Genomic DNA, 13,681 nt, shown 5'->3' on the forward strand with positions numbered 1-13,681 from the left:
CTCCGAAAGGCCGCCGCCAGAACCCTCGAGCAGCTCTGGTCAGCCATCGCTCAAATCATCGACGCCTTCACACCAAGGGAATGCGCGAACTACTTCGCCGCCGCTGGATACGATGCAGACTGATCGAAAAATGCTCTAGCCCGCGCCGCTGGCGGGCCACAACTCCTGCTCGGCCTGGCCGATGGGGGTGACGCTGGGGGGCTGGTGATTGTCGATCAGCGGGTCGGGCTTGGCCAGGCGCTCCAGGACCACGGGGCGGGCGATGGTCACCTCGGGGCCGTTGATCACGACGCCGTAGCCGGTGAGGGTGGCGAAGGCCCGCGACAGATTCTCGGGGGTCATGCCCAGCAGGGAGGCCAGCTCCGGCCCTGGTGGGCGCCCACCCGGTTCGGGGCTGGTGCATGTGCTGCAAGCCGGCCACCAAGCGCATGGCGGCCCGTCTGAAGTTTGGGGCTGGTACGCCAGCACCAGCCTTACAAGACGGCATCCATGGCGGCGAACAACTTGGCCGGGTCGATTGGCTTGGCGACCGCGCCATCCATGCCCGCCTCCCGGTAGGCGTCCTGCTGATGGGTCATGACGTTGGCGGTCAGGGCCAGGATCGGCGTCGGCGCCCCTGTCCGGCCGCCCTCTTCCTGGCGAATGAGCCGCGTCGCCGTGATCCCGTCCATGACAGGCATCTGCACATCCATGAGAATCAGATCCCATGTCCCGGTCCGCCAGGCCTCCACGGCCTCCTGGCCATCAGTGACCACGACTGGCGTGACCCCGGCCTGTTCAAGGATTGCCTGGATGACGATCCGGTTCACCGGGTTGTCTTCGGCGACCAGAATGCGCAGGTCGTCAGCGGCCGCCAGCTCGATGGCGTCCGGACGCTCGGCTCCCGGCGCCGCGGTCGCGCGACCTTCCAGGCGGGCCAGGGGCAGCCGCGCTGTGAATGTCGAACCCGCGCCCTCCTCGCTCTCAAGGGTGATCTCGCCCCCCATCAGGCGCGCCAATTCCTGGGAGATTGCCAGTCCAAGTCCGGTGCCACCGAACTTTCGAGTGATTGACGGATCGGCTTGGGTGAATTTCTGAAACAGCTCGCCGAGCTTCGCCGCCGAGATGCCGATCCCCGTGTCGCGGACCACCAGCCGAAGCTGGCCGTCGGCGTTTGAGACCTCAAGCGTGATCTGACCCTGGTCGGTGAACTTCAGAGCATTGGAGCAGAGATTATTGACGATCTGCCGGACCCTGGTCGAATCTCCGCGGAATCGCCCCTCCGCCTCCGGACTGACAAAGCAGGAGACCGCCACATCCTTTTCCGCCGCCAGGACCGTGAGGCTCGCTTGGGCGGAACGGACGATCTCGGCCAGGTCGACCTCGCCGGCCTCGAGGGTCAGTTTACCGGCCTCGATCTTGGAGATGTCCAGCAGGTCGTCGAGCAGGCTCAGCAGGATTGCGCCAGACTGTAGGATGATCTGCACGTGCCCTTGCTGGCGGTCGCTCAGAGGCTCCTTGGACAGCACCTTCCCCATCCCCAGGATACCGTTCAGGGGCGTGCGGATTTCGTGGCTCATCGCCGCCAGGAAGCTGGACTTCGCCTCATTGGCCGCCCGAGCGGCGTCCCGGGCGCTGATGAGATCGAACTCGGCGAGTTTGCGGTGGGTGATCTCCTGGAGGGCGCCGATCAGGCGGACCGGCTTGCCGGCCGCATCCCGCTTCAGCGAGGCGGCCGATCGCACCCAGACCTCTAGCCCGTCCTCGCGATGGATCCGGCACTCGATATTGAAGGGACTTCCAAGCTCCTCGTGAGCCTGCCAAGCCGCGATCGCCGCCTCGCGATCCAGCGGATGGATCAGGGCGAACGGATCGCGCGCAAAGGCCTGATAGGTCTGGCCCTGGCCAAGGAAGGAGTCGGCGGCGCCCAGCTTGGTCAGGGTGCGCTGCGCGTAGTCCACCTCATAGACGTGCAGATTGGCGATCTCCACGGCGACATGCAGGCTCTGCTCGGCGCGTTCGGATCGCTCCAAGGCCGCCCTGATGTCCGCGAACGCCGCGGCCTCGACGACAAGTCTCTGTTCTCGCCCGGAAGCCTCGAAGGCGGCCTCCATCTCCTTAAGCCTGTCTTCGAGGTGCTGCTGAAATTCGGCGGCTTGCGCCTGCAGCCTGCGCCTCTCGATCCCGTCCTCGCGAAACCGCTCTGCGGCCCTGGCGATATCTCCGATCTCATCCACCCGGTCTGCGCCCGAAATCTCGACATCGAACTGCCCCCTGGCCATTTGCCGAAGGATGTCGTTCAGACGTTTCAAGGGTCGGGTGATGCTGCGGGTCGTCAGCCATCCCGCCAGTCCAGCGAGCACCACAAGAGCGGCGAGACTCAAGGCGATCTGCACCTCGACCCGCTGCATCTGGCGGCGCGTGGTCTGCAGGTCCGACGACAGGAGCGCGCCTTGGCTGCCGGCCAGGCCGGCGTCGCCCGTCTGGCCCACCAACAAGGCCTGGGATCGCCGGAAGAGGGGCAGGACGTCTGTCTTGAAGCCCCTCTCCACGGCTGCGGTGTTCCCACGGTCGGCGGCCTCAAAGCTCGCGGCCTGCGCCGCCTTCAGCTTGGGCAGTATTGCGGAGAGCTCGCGCCAGGCGGCCCGGCTCTCTGGACTGGGGAGCCCAGGCGCCAGCCCGTTCATCGACGCGCTGAGCTTGTCGATACGATCCCACTGCCGGGCCCAGTCACGGCGCATCGATGGATCATGGGTGATGATGTAGCCGCGCAGCGCATTGGCCGAGGACACCGTGGCGCTGGACAGCCGCAGGGCCGCCAAGGCCGTCGGCGCGCGAATCTCGTCGCCCCGGCTCACGCGATGAACCGAGTCATGGACAAGCGGCAACACGCCCCCCACGGCCACCACCATCAGGACGACGATGGCGCAGAAACCCAGGGCCAGTCGACCGCCGGTCCGCAGGTTCAGCCGCATGTCTTGGCCCTCCGGCTCGCCCGAAGGGAGCATTCAGATTCAGGTGGGTATGAACCCGCCGTTGCGCCGAAGGCCATGGCCCCCTCTTGTCGGTTGCGCCTCCCGGTCAGGTAGGCCCACGCGTGCGGCGGCGCATTGAGCGCTGCTGGGACTCGAGTTGACGCCCGTCAAACCGGCCCTCCTCAGATGCCGAAAATGCTCGCGATGGCGCTGCGACGGCGCCGCGGTTGAGCGCCGTCATGCGATCCTCGCTGGTGGTCGAACGTGCGCTTCAAGTCTCACGCTATCGCCAGAGCGCGGTCGCTCGAGGCTGTGGAGGCCGCCCCGCCAGAGGGTCGGGTCGCGGGAACCCCGCCCGGGGGCAGTATCTCGTCAAGGCAGATCAGGGTGACGATCCCGGTCTCAGTGGTCATGACCCCCCGCACGAAGTGACGAACCTCCTCCGCGCCCACGTCCGGCGCCTCCTGCAGCATGTCATCGGTGAGCAGGAGAATGTCGCAGACGGCGTCGACGAGGAGGCCGATCTGGCGGCCATCGATCTCGGCCACCACCACCACTGAGGAATTGTCGGCAGAGGTCGGAGCCAGACCCAGACGGGCGCCGAGATCCACCACCGGCAAAATCACGCCGCGTAGATTGATCATGCCGCGCACATAGGAGGGCGCATGCGGCAGCGGAGTCGAGGTCGCCCAGCCGCGGATTTCGCGGACCGACATGATGTCGATGGCGAACTGCTGGTCGCCGATCCGCACAGTGATCAGCTCCGCCCCCGCGACGGGAAGCTTGGTGAGCGCCGCCATGGTCAGAAGTCCTCCCATCCGTCGCTGGAGGGCGCGCCGCCGCCGAAGCTGGCGGCCACCTTCTGGCGCATCGCGCGCGCCGGCGACGGCCGGGCCACCGCCTCATCCGACACTAGCCGCGGCCCATCCCCTCGGGTCGAGGCGCCCGGGCTTGGGGCGCCGCCGACCTGAAACTTGCCGATAAGCTGGATCAGTTCGCGGGTCTCGCCCTTCATGGAGTGGGTGGCGGCGGTCGCTTGCTCCACCATGGCGGCGTTCTGCTGAACCACCTGGTCCATCTGATTGACCGCCACATTGACCTGGGCGAGTCCGGTGGCCTGCTCCTGAGCCGAGGCTGAGATCGTCGAGATCACTGTGTCGATCTCCGCCACCTTGGCGACGATGGACTGCAGGGCCTTGCCAGTCTCGCCCACCAGGCTGACGCCCTGCCCCACTTGCTGCGACGAGGCCGAGATCAGGGTCTTGATCTCCTTGGCGGCTTCGGCCGAGCGCTGGGCGAGCGCCCGGACCTCGGAGGCCACGACGGCGAAGCCGCGGCCAGCGTCCCCGGCGCGGGCGGCCTCGACCCCGGCGTTCAGGGCCAGGAGGTTGGTCTGGAAGGCGATCTCGTCGATCACCCCGATGATCTGGCTGATCTGACGCGAGGAATCCTCGATCTCGCCCATGGCCTGGACGGCCTGATCGACCACCTCGCCGGAGCGCTGAGCCTCGGCCTTGGCCGCCGCCACCGCCGTGCTCGCGTGGTGGGCGCCCTCGGCCGTGGTCTTCACCGTCGCCGTGATCTCGTCCAGGGCCGCGGCGGTCTCCTCAAGCCCCGCCGCCTGCTGTTCGGTTCGCCGCGACAGGTCATCGGAGGCCTGGGCCATCTCGTCGGAACTCGCCCCGATGCTGGAGGTGGTGGCGGCCACGGCAGTGACGGTCGCCTCCAGGCTGGAAATGGCGGCATTGAAGTCGCGTTTCAGTTCTGCGTACTCCGCCGCCACGTCCTCCGAGAGCCTGGCGGTGAGGTCACCCTGGGCCAGGGCAGAAAGCTGCCGGGCCATCGCCTGGACGACCAGTCGTTGCTGTTGGCCCGCGGCTTCGAAAGCGGCCTCGGTCTCCTTCAGCCGGGTGTCGAGATTGTTCTGGAACTCCTTGGCCTCGGCCTCGAGCGCGGCGCGGGCGAGCCCGTTCTCGCGAAACACCTCCGCGGCCCGGGCGATGTCGCCGATCTCATCGGCGCGGTCGGTTCCGGTGACCTTGAGGTCGAAACGGCCCGTCGCCATCTGGCGCAGGAGCTCGTTGAGCTGGGTCAGGGGGCCGACGATGCTGCGGGTGGTCACCCAGCCCGCAACGCTCGCGACAAGCACCAGCCCGGCTAGTCCCATGAAGACCGCCAATCGAGTCTGCTCCATCTTGACCCGGGCGCCCTTCAGCTCCGCAGAGAGCAGAGCGCTCTGTCGGCCAGCCAGGCCAGCGTCGCCTCTCTCGCCCACCAGTTGGCTCTGGGTCTGTTGGAACAGGGGGAGGACCTGGGTTCGCAGGGCCTCCGCTGAAGCCGCCTGGTCGCCCGCGTCGGCGACCGTGAAGACCGAGGCCTGCGCCGCCCGCAGCTTGGGAAGGTTTTGCGAAATCGCGCGCCAGGCCTGTCGGTTCTCGGCGCTGGTGAAGCGTGACGACAGCTCCTCCATGACGGCGACATTCCGCTCGATGAGCCGCCATTGCTGTTCCCATTGCACGCGCATTTCGGGGTCACGGGTTATGATGTAGCCGCGCAGCGCGTTGGCGCTGGCCACGGTTTCGAGCGCGAGCTTCTGGCTTGTGGTGGCGACGGGGACGCGGAGCTCATCGCCCGTAGTGACGGTTCGAAGCGCGTTTTGAATGAGGGGCGCGGCGACCCCCACGACGATCAGCATCACAACAACAATGGCGGAAAAGCCAGCCGCCAGCCGCCCGCCTGTGCGCAGCTTCAAAGACATGATCGCGATCTCCCCAAATGATTTGAGGAGAGATTTTGAATCTCAGGGATAATTTTGGGTTAATATTGACCCTTTCCCGCCTTTTGGTGCGACACAATACCTCACTTCTGCGATGTATTCGCGATTACAGGCAATCAGCGAAGTACACACCGCGATGTATATCCTCCGATACACGGCGCCACGCCCAACGATCCAAATTACACATGCTGCGCGACCAGGCGCGCGCCGCCGCCTGCTCGGAGACGGCTTGGAGTTCCCCAAAAGTATCCAGCCTGCGCCCGGAGTGGCTGACCGCTAGGTCGCGAGATCAGTCGGACGCGCTAGGCGGCTTCTCGAGGGTTTGGATATCGCGCTTTCCAGCATCGCCTCTGTGGTGGGCGGAGAGGGGAGCTTCACATCCGGCGCCGCCCCGTCGTCCGAGCCCCATGGACTTGGCGACAGCCGTTCGTATGGCGCTTAGGCGTGGAGCCGTCATCGGATAGTCGAACGGCAACCCCCATTTCGCACGATAGGCCGCAGGTGTAAGGCCCCGGCGGGCGAGATGGCGCGTGAGCAACTTGTAGGGCCTGCCATCCTCAAAACTGATCAGCGCCTCAGGCGTGATGCTTCGGCGAACCTCATCCTGTGCGGGAAGGGACGGGCCCGCTGCATCAGCCCCCTTAAGCCGGCGCTCGACCTCGGCCAAGGCAGTGTGAACAGATACCAGGAGACCTGCGACGCCGTCAGCCGGCAGCTGATTGCGCGCCAGATAGGCCACGACGATCTGATGGGTGAGCGCGATGCTCAAGACTGATTGCGCGCGGTCCACGTGTTGCCCCCGATCTTAGCGCGACCCCGTGATGATGGCCACCTGCCGGCGGGCCTCGCCTCAGCCTGAACCGCAGCTTGGCTCGGACAGACTTGCCGAAATCGAGCCCTGTTTCAACATCAGTCAGAAAGAGCAATGGAGAGAACCCGCAAAGGGTTGAAGTCATTTGGCTTAGATATTGGCTGATTGGCCTATATCTTTAGATGCAGAATCGCTCGATCTTTCTCAGCTTCTATTTGAACACACATTATCCGAACTGAATTCTCCCTATGGGAGTATTTAGATTTTCGGAAAACTCTCGGTTGCTCAACTGATAATAGTCAATCGGTTGCAAGCCGACCTCCGCTATGGGTGTGGCGTCCGAGCGCCTGGCAGAACAGCCCGAGACAGTGATCTCCGCGCCAGGCGCTGAGGCGGTGTAGAAGCGGGGGTTCAAATCCGATGTCATTGGTCGTGGAGGAAAAGCCCATATGCCGATCGGCCCTGGGCCAGATTCTCCTCGAATGTCGCGGCCAGGGGCAACCACGCTTCGCCTCGTCCATGGAAGAGGCCATCGATGAGATCTCGATCGCCAAACCGAGCGTCACTCTGGTCGACCTGTTCACCGCGAACTATGATTTTCAGAAACTGAAGCAACTCGTCGTTCACGCCAAACCAGGCATGGTGATTGTCGTTGATGACCGCGTGACTCCAGCCTTTGCCAGTCTTGCGAAGTGGGCGGGCGCGGCGGGCTATCTGACCAAGGACCTCGACGTGGAGGCGTTCAAGCACGCAATCACCACCGCGATCGATGGCGGCGTCAATTTTCCCGCCGACCCCTCGAAGTCTTCAAACGCCCAAACCCAACCTGCGACCCGAGGACTGTCGGCGCGTCAGCTTGAAGTCCTTGGGCAACTGGCTCTGGGGAAATCGAACCAGGAGATCGCTGAGGCTCTAGAAATCACCACCGGGACGGTGAAGACTCATGTCCACACCGTCCTGACGCTGATCGGCGCGCGAAATCGGACCCATGCGGCATTGATCGCGGGAAGATCCCACGCCTCCTCCATCGTGCGATAGCGGACCTCGCCAACGTCTGAGCCCACCGCCGACTGCGGACCTTCTGGTACCCCGCGCACGCTGGCGTGAGCCCCCGCTGGTTCTGTCAGGGTAACGACCGCGGGCCGAAGAGGCCCCTCCCTCACGCTTCCGATCAAACAGCGAAGGTCGCAGCCACCCACGTCTGACGGGCGACGGCCCGGAGGTGGCATAGGGTCTGTCGGCGGATGAGGAGCTGGAGGTTGAACACATTGTAGACGGCGGCATGGGTGGCCAGGAACTTCTGGGTCGAACCTTTTGCGCACATGGGACTGACGCGGCTCGGGCGTGACCTTGACCAGATTGGCGTTGGTGCGGGCCTCGGCGGCCGCCCGCGCTAGCCGGGCGCGCGCAGGATAGCGATGGTCGGCGCGCCGGTGGCCGGGTCCGTCAATTGCGGAGTGCGAGTGATCGACTCCAGGTCCTTGGATAGTCGGTCCAGGTCCGTGCCGAGCGACGAAGGCGGCTCGGCCTCGCCCTCCCGACGCAGCGCCTCAAGCTGGCCGACCCCGCAGTCGAGGCCTTTCACGGCTTGCGCCTCGCCGCGCAGGATGGCCTCGCAGCGGTCCAGTGCGTTCCTGGGCTGGGCTATGGCGGTGCGGGCCCCGGCGCTGGACGGCACGTTCGCCACCGCCAGGGTCCTGCGCTGAGGCGTGAGGTTCTCCACCCGCACCGAGGCGCGCGTCACCGCCCCGGCAACCTGGTCGACCAGGATGTCAGGGTTCGGCGGTCCGGCGCGTGTTGCGCCGGCCGCCAGGATCAGGGTCGCGGCGGCGATGAGGATCGTGGCGCGCATCCTATCCTCAGCGCGCCGTTACGATGGTCTGCACGTTCGCCTGCATCACCGAGACGTTGGTCACGCCGGTCAGCGTGATCCCACCCGCCACGGTGGAGGTCCCGTCCTGGACGATGGCGTAGGCGAGCCCGGAGCCGGTTTGGGTGAGGTCGGCGGAGTTGGCCTCGCCGGTCTGGTCGATCTGGCCGAGGTTGCCCGAGCCGTTCTGCTTTAAGGACGCATAGTTGTTGTCACCGTCCTGGGTCACCGTAGCGGTGTCGCCGGTGTCGCCCGCGAACCTCTGGATGATGCTGGCGAAGTTGCCGAGTATAGACGCGGTGAGCGTATTGTTCTGGGTGATGCTGGCGGTGCTCAGATCGGTTCCCTGGTTGATCTCAGCATAGGACCCGTCGGCCCCCGCGCCCTGCGCAATCCTCGCCGTGTCGTTCGAACCCGTTTGGAAGACGACGGCGGCGTAGGACGTTCTGGGATGCGTATTGGCCAGCACGCTGAGTGTGCCGGGGCTCAGCTGCGACTGCGCGCCAAGCGACGTTGCGCCGTCCGCCTGTAACTGAGTCACCGTTACCTGGTTGTTGTCGCCCTGCTGCCTGACGTAGACGCCCTGGCCAGCCCCGCCGATCTGGATGATCTGGGCGTTGTTCGAGCCGCCCGCGCCGCCTTCCTGCCTCACGTAGGCTGTGGCGCCCGAGCCGCCTTGATCGACGCAGGCGCTTCCATTCACCGACCGCGTCTGGGCGACCGTGGCCACTCCATAGGAGGCGCTGGCGTCTTGGACAATGCTGGCGAAGTTGCCGCCGCTCGTCGGAGTGCAGGTTGCGAGCGCCGGCGCGGCCCAGACCATGGCCAATGCCATTGTGACGATGGCGGAAGCTAAGATCCGCCGGAGGGGCGCGTGGAGGTTGAACATCTCGAACTCACGTCTCACTGCGGCGGAAGGAAGCGCCGGGCGGCTGCGAAGCCGCCCGGCGTCAACGCTGTTACTGGTTCACCGTCGCGTTATTATAGCTACCGCCTTGGGTGATCGAGCTCACGCCCCCGACTACGGTTTGGTTGACTGTCGCCACGTTGATTGCGCCAGCTTGATCGATGACGCTCGTGCTCTTACTCGCCGCTTTTTGGGTCACCTTGGCCGTGTTGCCGTTGCCGTCCTGTTTGATAGTGCTTTCGTTGAGGTCAACCAAGTCCTGCACAACTTCGATGACGCCGCCCCATCCCTGACCGGTGATGGTGCTCCTGTTGTTGTTGCTATACTGGTTCACGGTGAAGCTATTGTTGTTGCCGGACCGGATGGAGGAGGAGAAGTTGTCGGCGCCCATCTGCGTCACGCTTATGCTTGAGTTCTCGCCCGACTGGGTGACGAGCGCGTAGGAACTGCTTCCCACCTGGTTCACTGTCGCGCTGTTGTTGTAGCCGACCTGGGTGACAGAGGCGTCGGTGCCGATCAGGGACAGGGCCTGGCTCTGGGTGATGGTGACAGTGTTGGCGTCGCCGGTCTGGGACACAAGGGCGTTCTGGTCCGGCCCGCCGCTGTTGCCGCTCTGGCCGATGGTGACGCTGTTCGTGCCGGACGCGTTCGTGCCGACCGCGTTGGACGCCTGAGTGACCTCGGCTACAGCGCCCGCGCCGGCCTGAGTTAGGCTAGCCGTGTTGGCCCTCGAGCCGCCGGACTGGCTGACCGTCGCAGAGGCGCGCAGCGAACCCACGACTTGGTTGATGGTCGAAGTGTTGGTCGCACCGCCCGCCTGGGTCACGCTCGCCACGCCCGGAACGCCGATCACGTTTACGCCCGACTGGGTGATGGTTGACTTACCATTCGTGGCGCTGGTCTGGGTGACAGTGGCGTTGTTGTACACCCCTCCCTGGGTCACGTTGCTGTCGTTGGCTGCGAGCGCTGCGGAGGCGCCAAAGCCGAGCGCCAAGGCCGAGGCGGCCCCGAGCGCGAGATGCTTAAAGTTCATGGTCCTAACTCTCCCTTATGAATGGTGTTCGCGAGGCGTTATTCGCCCAGCCTTTGGATGGATCGCGCCGCCACATTTAAGCTGGCGGCCGAACGGACTTTGACAAGACAGTCGCGGCCTCGACCTTTTAGGGCGTCGCAGAAGGCCTGGGCGGCGGACGTATCGGAGAAGCCTTCGACAGATGCGCGATAGAAGGTCTGACCATCGCGCGCGACGGGCTCCACCCGCCGGGCCTTGCCCGCCACGAAGGTGGGGAACCTGGCGGCCGTGTCCGACCAGCCCGAGTGAGCCAGGGCCGCGGAGGCATAGGCTCCGATCTGCACCGCCACCCGGCCAGGCGCCTTCGCCGGTCGCGCCGCGAGCGTCGCGCGTTTTGGCGTTGTCGTACCGGGGAGGGTTGCAGCCATCGCCGCCGAAGGCGCAGGCCTGACATAGCTCGCCGGTATGAGCTCGGCCGTCGCCATGGGTTCACGCATCGCAGGGCGCGGCGTCTGCGGGGGAGGAGATGGCGTCTGAGCCGCCTCTGTTGGGACCGGGCGGCTTACGGGGATCGGCTTTGGCGCGGGCTGCGCGCGAGCGCCGCTCAAGCTGGCCAGGTGCTGGTCGATCAGAGCCGAGCCTGCGAGCTTGTCTCCAAACGACCAAACGTTCAAACGGGCGCCTTCCAGCACCAGATCATAGGCCGCCTTCTGGACCGCCTGCTCCAGCGCGATGGTGCGCGGCTCGTTGACGGTGAAACCGGTCTCGGCCTCAAGCAGGTTCTTGTAGCTGACATAGCGGAAGGCGCCGCCTGAGATTCCCGCTGAGACAACCGTCTTGCGCACCACCACAGAGGCCAGCACCTCACCGGTCTTGGTGGCGACGGCCCGAAGGTAGACCGTGATAGTGTCTTGCCGGTAATCAGCGTTGGCGCCCACGCCCAGGAGCCGCGCCCCTGCGCCGCCAGTCAGCGTGTTGGTGTCGTAGCCGATGACCCCGCCTTCCAGCAGCACACCGGCAAACAGCAGCGATGGCAGAGCGTCGGGATTGACCGCACTCTCACCAAGGTAGCGCTGACGCATCTCGGTGATGACCTGACGCTCCTTCAGCAGGTTGTCCAGGTGTTCGCGCTCCAGCACCGTGAACCAGGTTCCGCCGCCGGCTTCACGCAACGACTGCACCAGCACCGAGGTCGCACCCTGCGTCAGGGCCCGCGAAAGGGTCTGGATGTTATCGGTTGGACTGAACTGGCCCGTCTGGTCGACGAAGCCATAGACCGCCACCGCCACCGGGGCTGCAGGGTGGGGCAGGTTGAGCAGGTCCTGACTGGATGACGAAACCTTGGCCGCCTGCGGTTGGCTGTAAAGCCGCGGTCGCGCCATGCCCTCGGGACCCGAGGCGCAACCCGCCAACGCGAGCGCCGCGCAGGAGGCGGCCCAGAGAGGTTTATTGCGGAGGGACATGTGCGATGTTCCCTAGCGGCCGGTCAGGAGAACGGGGACCGAAATGGTGGTGGTCTGGCCCGTGGTCGCGTCGAAGATATCAATGGCCACAGCGTCGAGGCCGCGGGCGAACTTTATGGTCTGGCTACCGAAGACGATTTCGCCACTGTTTTGCGGGTTGCTCCCAAAGATCGCCTCGGTAACGTTGGAGGCTAGCGCCGAGAGGAAGCGGCTCTGCAGCTGCTGAAGGAATTGGGTCGCCTGGGTCTGGCTGGCGTTGGTCGCCGCCGCGGCCGTGGGGGGGGCGTAATTGTTCTGCGCGTTCGCGACGCTCAGGAGGTGCGCCGAGTTGCCGGGATTTCCGCCAAATGACGGATTGACCGGCGTGTAGGTCAGTTGGGCTGCTTGCGCCTCTTGGGACGAAAGGATGCAAGCAAGTGTTGTCAGAGCGAAAACGCCAAATTTTGAGAGAGACATCAGTCTATCCACGTCCAAAATATTTTGAGATTTAAGTCGTTGCGTTAACCGCGAGATCCTCGCCCTATTGAATCGTGCGATAAACATTTGTTCGCCAGATATCCGTTCGCCAATTCATCACTGTCGCACTTCCGTATTCAGATGCGCTCACAAGCACTTCGCCGTTGGCCTCCAGAACGTCGTAGAAATCTGGTCTTGGGAAGCCTCGCCGCCCCATTTTGAGGCAACGGGCGGTTATATCCGCCTCAAAATGAGGCGCCGTTTCACGGTTTTAAACGAACTGTTAGGAGGCCGGCGCGGTCAATTGCAGTGACCGGAGGCCGGGATTTCCGCTTAAGAAATCAAGACTTAATGCGAAGGGGCTCTGGCATATTTTACAGCGATGTCTAGCAGGGCGACTTCGCCGGCCGGACAGTGACGATTCGATGAATCTGCTCTGTCATCACAAGAAGCAAAGCCGGAAGGTCGCCACTGATCTTTAGAAAAGCAGGCGCGAGCGTGACCTCGGTTGGAATGACGAGGCCCTCCCCACGCCGCTCAACAAGACCGATCTCCACCAGGCGGCTGACATAGCGTCGTGTCGTTTCGGCAGGGTAGTTGGCGGCTCGGGCGATGCTCCTGATGCTAGCGGGCCGTCGCAACGCGTCCGGGACCGGTGGGTCCAGCAGGGCGTATTTCAACGCCAGATCGTCGTCCTCAAGAAGAGGCCGATTGTTTTCGTTGAAAATGCAGAGAAATGCGTCTGCAGCCCCCAGATTTCGTTCGAATATGAGCATGTTTGCAGTCGCATATCGCACGATGCTATCGAGCAGCAGGAGCACCCTTAGCCGTCTGCCGATTTGAACATTTTCCTGCTCCTGATCCCAGGGGCAAGGATTGAGCACCAGGGGAAGAAGAGCGGGGAAATCCACACTCCAACGCTCGAGCTCCCCGTACATCGACCTCAGTAAACTCTCAGTCTGTTGCGACGCGGTTTCGATGTAGTCGATGCCGTAAGATGACGACCTGACGATCATACCGGCAGCCGGGCGCTCACAAAGGCCGCGTTCGATCAAGCGCTTGGACGATCGGCGCACCGTCTCAACGTCGTGACCCAGTCTGGCGCCCAGCCCCCGCACCGAGATGGGTCGGCGAAGGGAGTCTGGAAACTTTCCGTCCAAGAAGAGTTGGAACAGGCCCTCATGGGCGAAAATGAATTCTATGTTCGCCAGATCTATGGTGGGCCACGCCATCGCGCTGAGATGGTCGCCGCCGAAGGCGCGACGCCAAACCATCGAGGCCTGGAAGGCGCAGGCGAGGACGATGCGGGTCAGCAGCCTGACCGGCACGGCGTCACTCGCAGCCTGCTGGTGAAGCCGATGGGCCGTCATCGGATGCGGTTAAGTGCTGCGGCCGGGTTTGCCATGTCGGTGCCTGGTCTCCTGCCCCAAAC

12 protein-coding genes and 1 pseudogene are annotated in these 13,681 nt (G+C 64.4%); 2 read left to right on the top strand and 11 right to left on the bottom strand.

Translation table 11 applies throughout. From position 1 onward, the window contains the following. Nucleotides 1-123 (top strand): annotated as a pseudogene (locus Q8N10_RS00090) (IS630 family transposase); the annotation flags it as partial. A 12-nt stretch (nucleotides 124-135) separates the two neighbouring features. On the opposite strand, the gene Q8N10_RS00095 reads toward Q8N10_RS00090, so the two are convergent. From Q8N10_RS00095 to Q8N10_RS00115, 5 genes are all read right to left on the bottom strand, one after another. Further along, nucleotides 136-342 (bottom strand): hypothetical protein, encoded by a 207-nt coding sequence (locus Q8N10_RS00095; protein ID WP_371133894.1) that lies wholly within the window; start codon nucleotides 340-342, stop codon nucleotides 136-138. A gap of 131 nt (nucleotides 343-473) precedes the next feature. Then, nucleotides 474-2,954, bottom strand: coding sequence for an ATP-binding protein (locus Q8N10_RS00100; protein WP_304776752.1), 2,481 nt, complete (start codon nucleotides 2,952-2,954; stop codon nucleotides 474-476). A 278-nt stretch (nucleotides 2,955-3,232) separates the two neighbouring features. Further along, on the bottom strand, nucleotides 3,233-3,754 hold the full coding sequence (locus Q8N10_RS00105) for a chemotaxis protein CheW (RefSeq protein WP_304776754.1): 522 nt from the start codon (nucleotides 3,752-3,754) through the stop codon (nucleotides 3,233-3,235). Between the two features lie 2 nt (nucleotides 3,755-3,756). Further along, a complete protein-coding gene (locus tag Q8N10_RS00110; RefSeq protein ID WP_304776757.1) occupies nucleotides 3,757-5,712 on the bottom strand; it encodes a methyl-accepting chemotaxis protein in 1,956 nt (651 codons plus the stop codon). Nucleotides 5,713-6,019: 307 nt separating this feature from the next. After that, a complete protein-coding gene (locus Q8N10_RS00115) occupies nucleotides 6,020-6,499 on the bottom strand; it encodes a MucR family transcriptional regulator (protein ID WP_304776759.1) in 480 nt (159 codons plus the stop codon). Between the two features lie 462 nt (nucleotides 6,500-6,961). Here Q8N10_RS00115 and Q8N10_RS00120 point away from each other — a divergent pair, with 462 nt between their 5' ends. After that, the gene (locus Q8N10_RS00120; protein ID WP_304776761.1) at nucleotides 6,962-7,579 is read left to right on the top strand and encodes a response regulator transcription factor; all 618 of its coding nucleotides are present in this window, start codon (nucleotides 6,962-6,964) and stop codon (nucleotides 7,577-7,579) included. A gap of 355 nt (nucleotides 7,580-7,934) precedes the next feature. On the opposite strand, the gene Q8N10_RS00130 is transcribed toward Q8N10_RS00120, so the two are convergent. The 6 genes from Q8N10_RS00130 to Q8N10_RS00155 form a co-directional block, all read right to left on the bottom strand. Further along, nucleotides 7,935-8,393: a hypothetical protein gene (locus Q8N10_RS00130; protein ID WP_304776763.1), complete on the bottom strand. Its 459-nt coding sequence runs from the start codon at nucleotides 8,391-8,393 to the stop codon at nucleotides 7,935-7,937. Between the two features lie 7 nt (nucleotides 8,394-8,400). Further along, nucleotides 8,401-9,300, bottom strand: a complete 900-nt coding sequence (locus Q8N10_RS00135) for a hypothetical protein (protein ID WP_304776765.1) — start codon at nucleotides 9,298-9,300, stop codon at nucleotides 8,401-8,403. A 70-nt stretch (nucleotides 9,301-9,370) separates the two neighbouring features. Next, on the bottom strand, nucleotides 9,371-10,351 hold the full coding sequence (locus Q8N10_RS00140; protein ID WP_304776767.1) for a hypothetical protein: 981 nt from the start codon (nucleotides 10,349-10,351) through the stop codon (nucleotides 9,371-9,373). Nucleotides 10,352-10,389: 38 nt separating this feature from the next. Further along, a complete protein-coding gene (locus Q8N10_RS00145; RefSeq protein ID WP_304776770.1) occupies nucleotides 10,390-11,793 on the bottom strand; it encodes a CsgG/HfaB family protein in 1,404 nt (467 codons plus the stop codon). Between the two features lie 12 nt (nucleotides 11,794-11,805). Beyond that, nucleotides 11,806-12,249: a curli assembly protein CsgF gene (locus tag Q8N10_RS00150; protein WP_304776772.1), complete on the bottom strand. Its 444-nt coding sequence runs from the start codon at nucleotides 12,247-12,249 to the stop codon at nucleotides 11,806-11,808. 386 nt (nucleotides 12,250-12,635) lie between these two features. Continuing rightward, a complete protein-coding gene (locus Q8N10_RS00155) occupies nucleotides 12,636-13,577 on the bottom strand; it encodes a hypothetical protein (protein WP_304776775.1) in 942 nt (313 codons plus the stop codon). Between the last annotated feature and the right edge of the window lie 104 nt (nucleotides 13,578-13,681).

Source organism: Phenylobacterium sp., from assembly GCF_030693625.1.
Taxonomy (GTDB): Bacteria; Pseudomonadota; Alphaproteobacteria; order Caulobacterales; family Caulobacteraceae; genus Phenylobacterium; species Phenylobacterium ferrooxidans.

Excerpts from the sequence above, each read along its gene's own strand:
- Q8N10_RS00095 (WP_371133894.1), bottom strand. The coding sequence starts at position 342 with ATGACCCCCGAGAATCTGTCGCGGGCCTTCGCCACCCTCACCGGCTAC.
- Q8N10_RS00100 (WP_304776752.1), bottom strand. The coding sequence starts at position 2,954 with ATGCGGCTGAACCTGCGGACCGGCGGTCGACTGGCCCTGGGTTTCTGC.
- Q8N10_RS00105 (WP_304776754.1), bottom strand. The coding sequence starts at position 3,754 with ATGGCGGCGCTCACCAAGCTTCCCGTCGCGGGGGCGGAGCTGATCACT.
- Q8N10_RS00110 (WP_304776757.1), bottom strand. The coding sequence starts at position 5,712 with ATGTCTTTGAAGCTGCGCACAGGCGGGCGGCTGGCGGCTGGCTTTTCC.
- Q8N10_RS00120 (WP_304776761.1), top strand. The coding sequence starts at position 6,962 with ATGTCATTGGTCGTGGAGGAAAAGCCCATATGCCGATCGGCCCTGGGC.
- Q8N10_RS00130 (WP_304776763.1), bottom strand. The coding sequence starts at position 8,393 with ATGCGCGCCACGATCCTCATCGCCGCCGCGACCCTGATCCTGGCGGCC.
- Q8N10_RS00135 (WP_304776765.1), bottom strand. The coding sequence starts at position 9,300 with ATGTTCAACCTCCACGCGCCCCTCCGGCGGATCTTAGCTTCCGCCATC.
- Q8N10_RS00140 (WP_304776767.1), bottom strand. The coding sequence starts at position 10,351 with ATGAACTTTAAGCATCTCGCGCTCGGGGCCGCCTCGGCCTTGGCGCTC.
- Q8N10_RS00145 (WP_304776770.1), bottom strand. The coding sequence starts at position 11,793 with ATGTCCCTCCGCAATAAACCTCTCTGGGCCGCCTCCTGCGCGGCGCTC.
- Q8N10_RS00150 (WP_304776772.1), bottom strand. The coding sequence starts at position 12,249 with ATGTCTCTCTCAAAATTTGGCGTTTTCGCTCTGACAACACTTGCTTGC.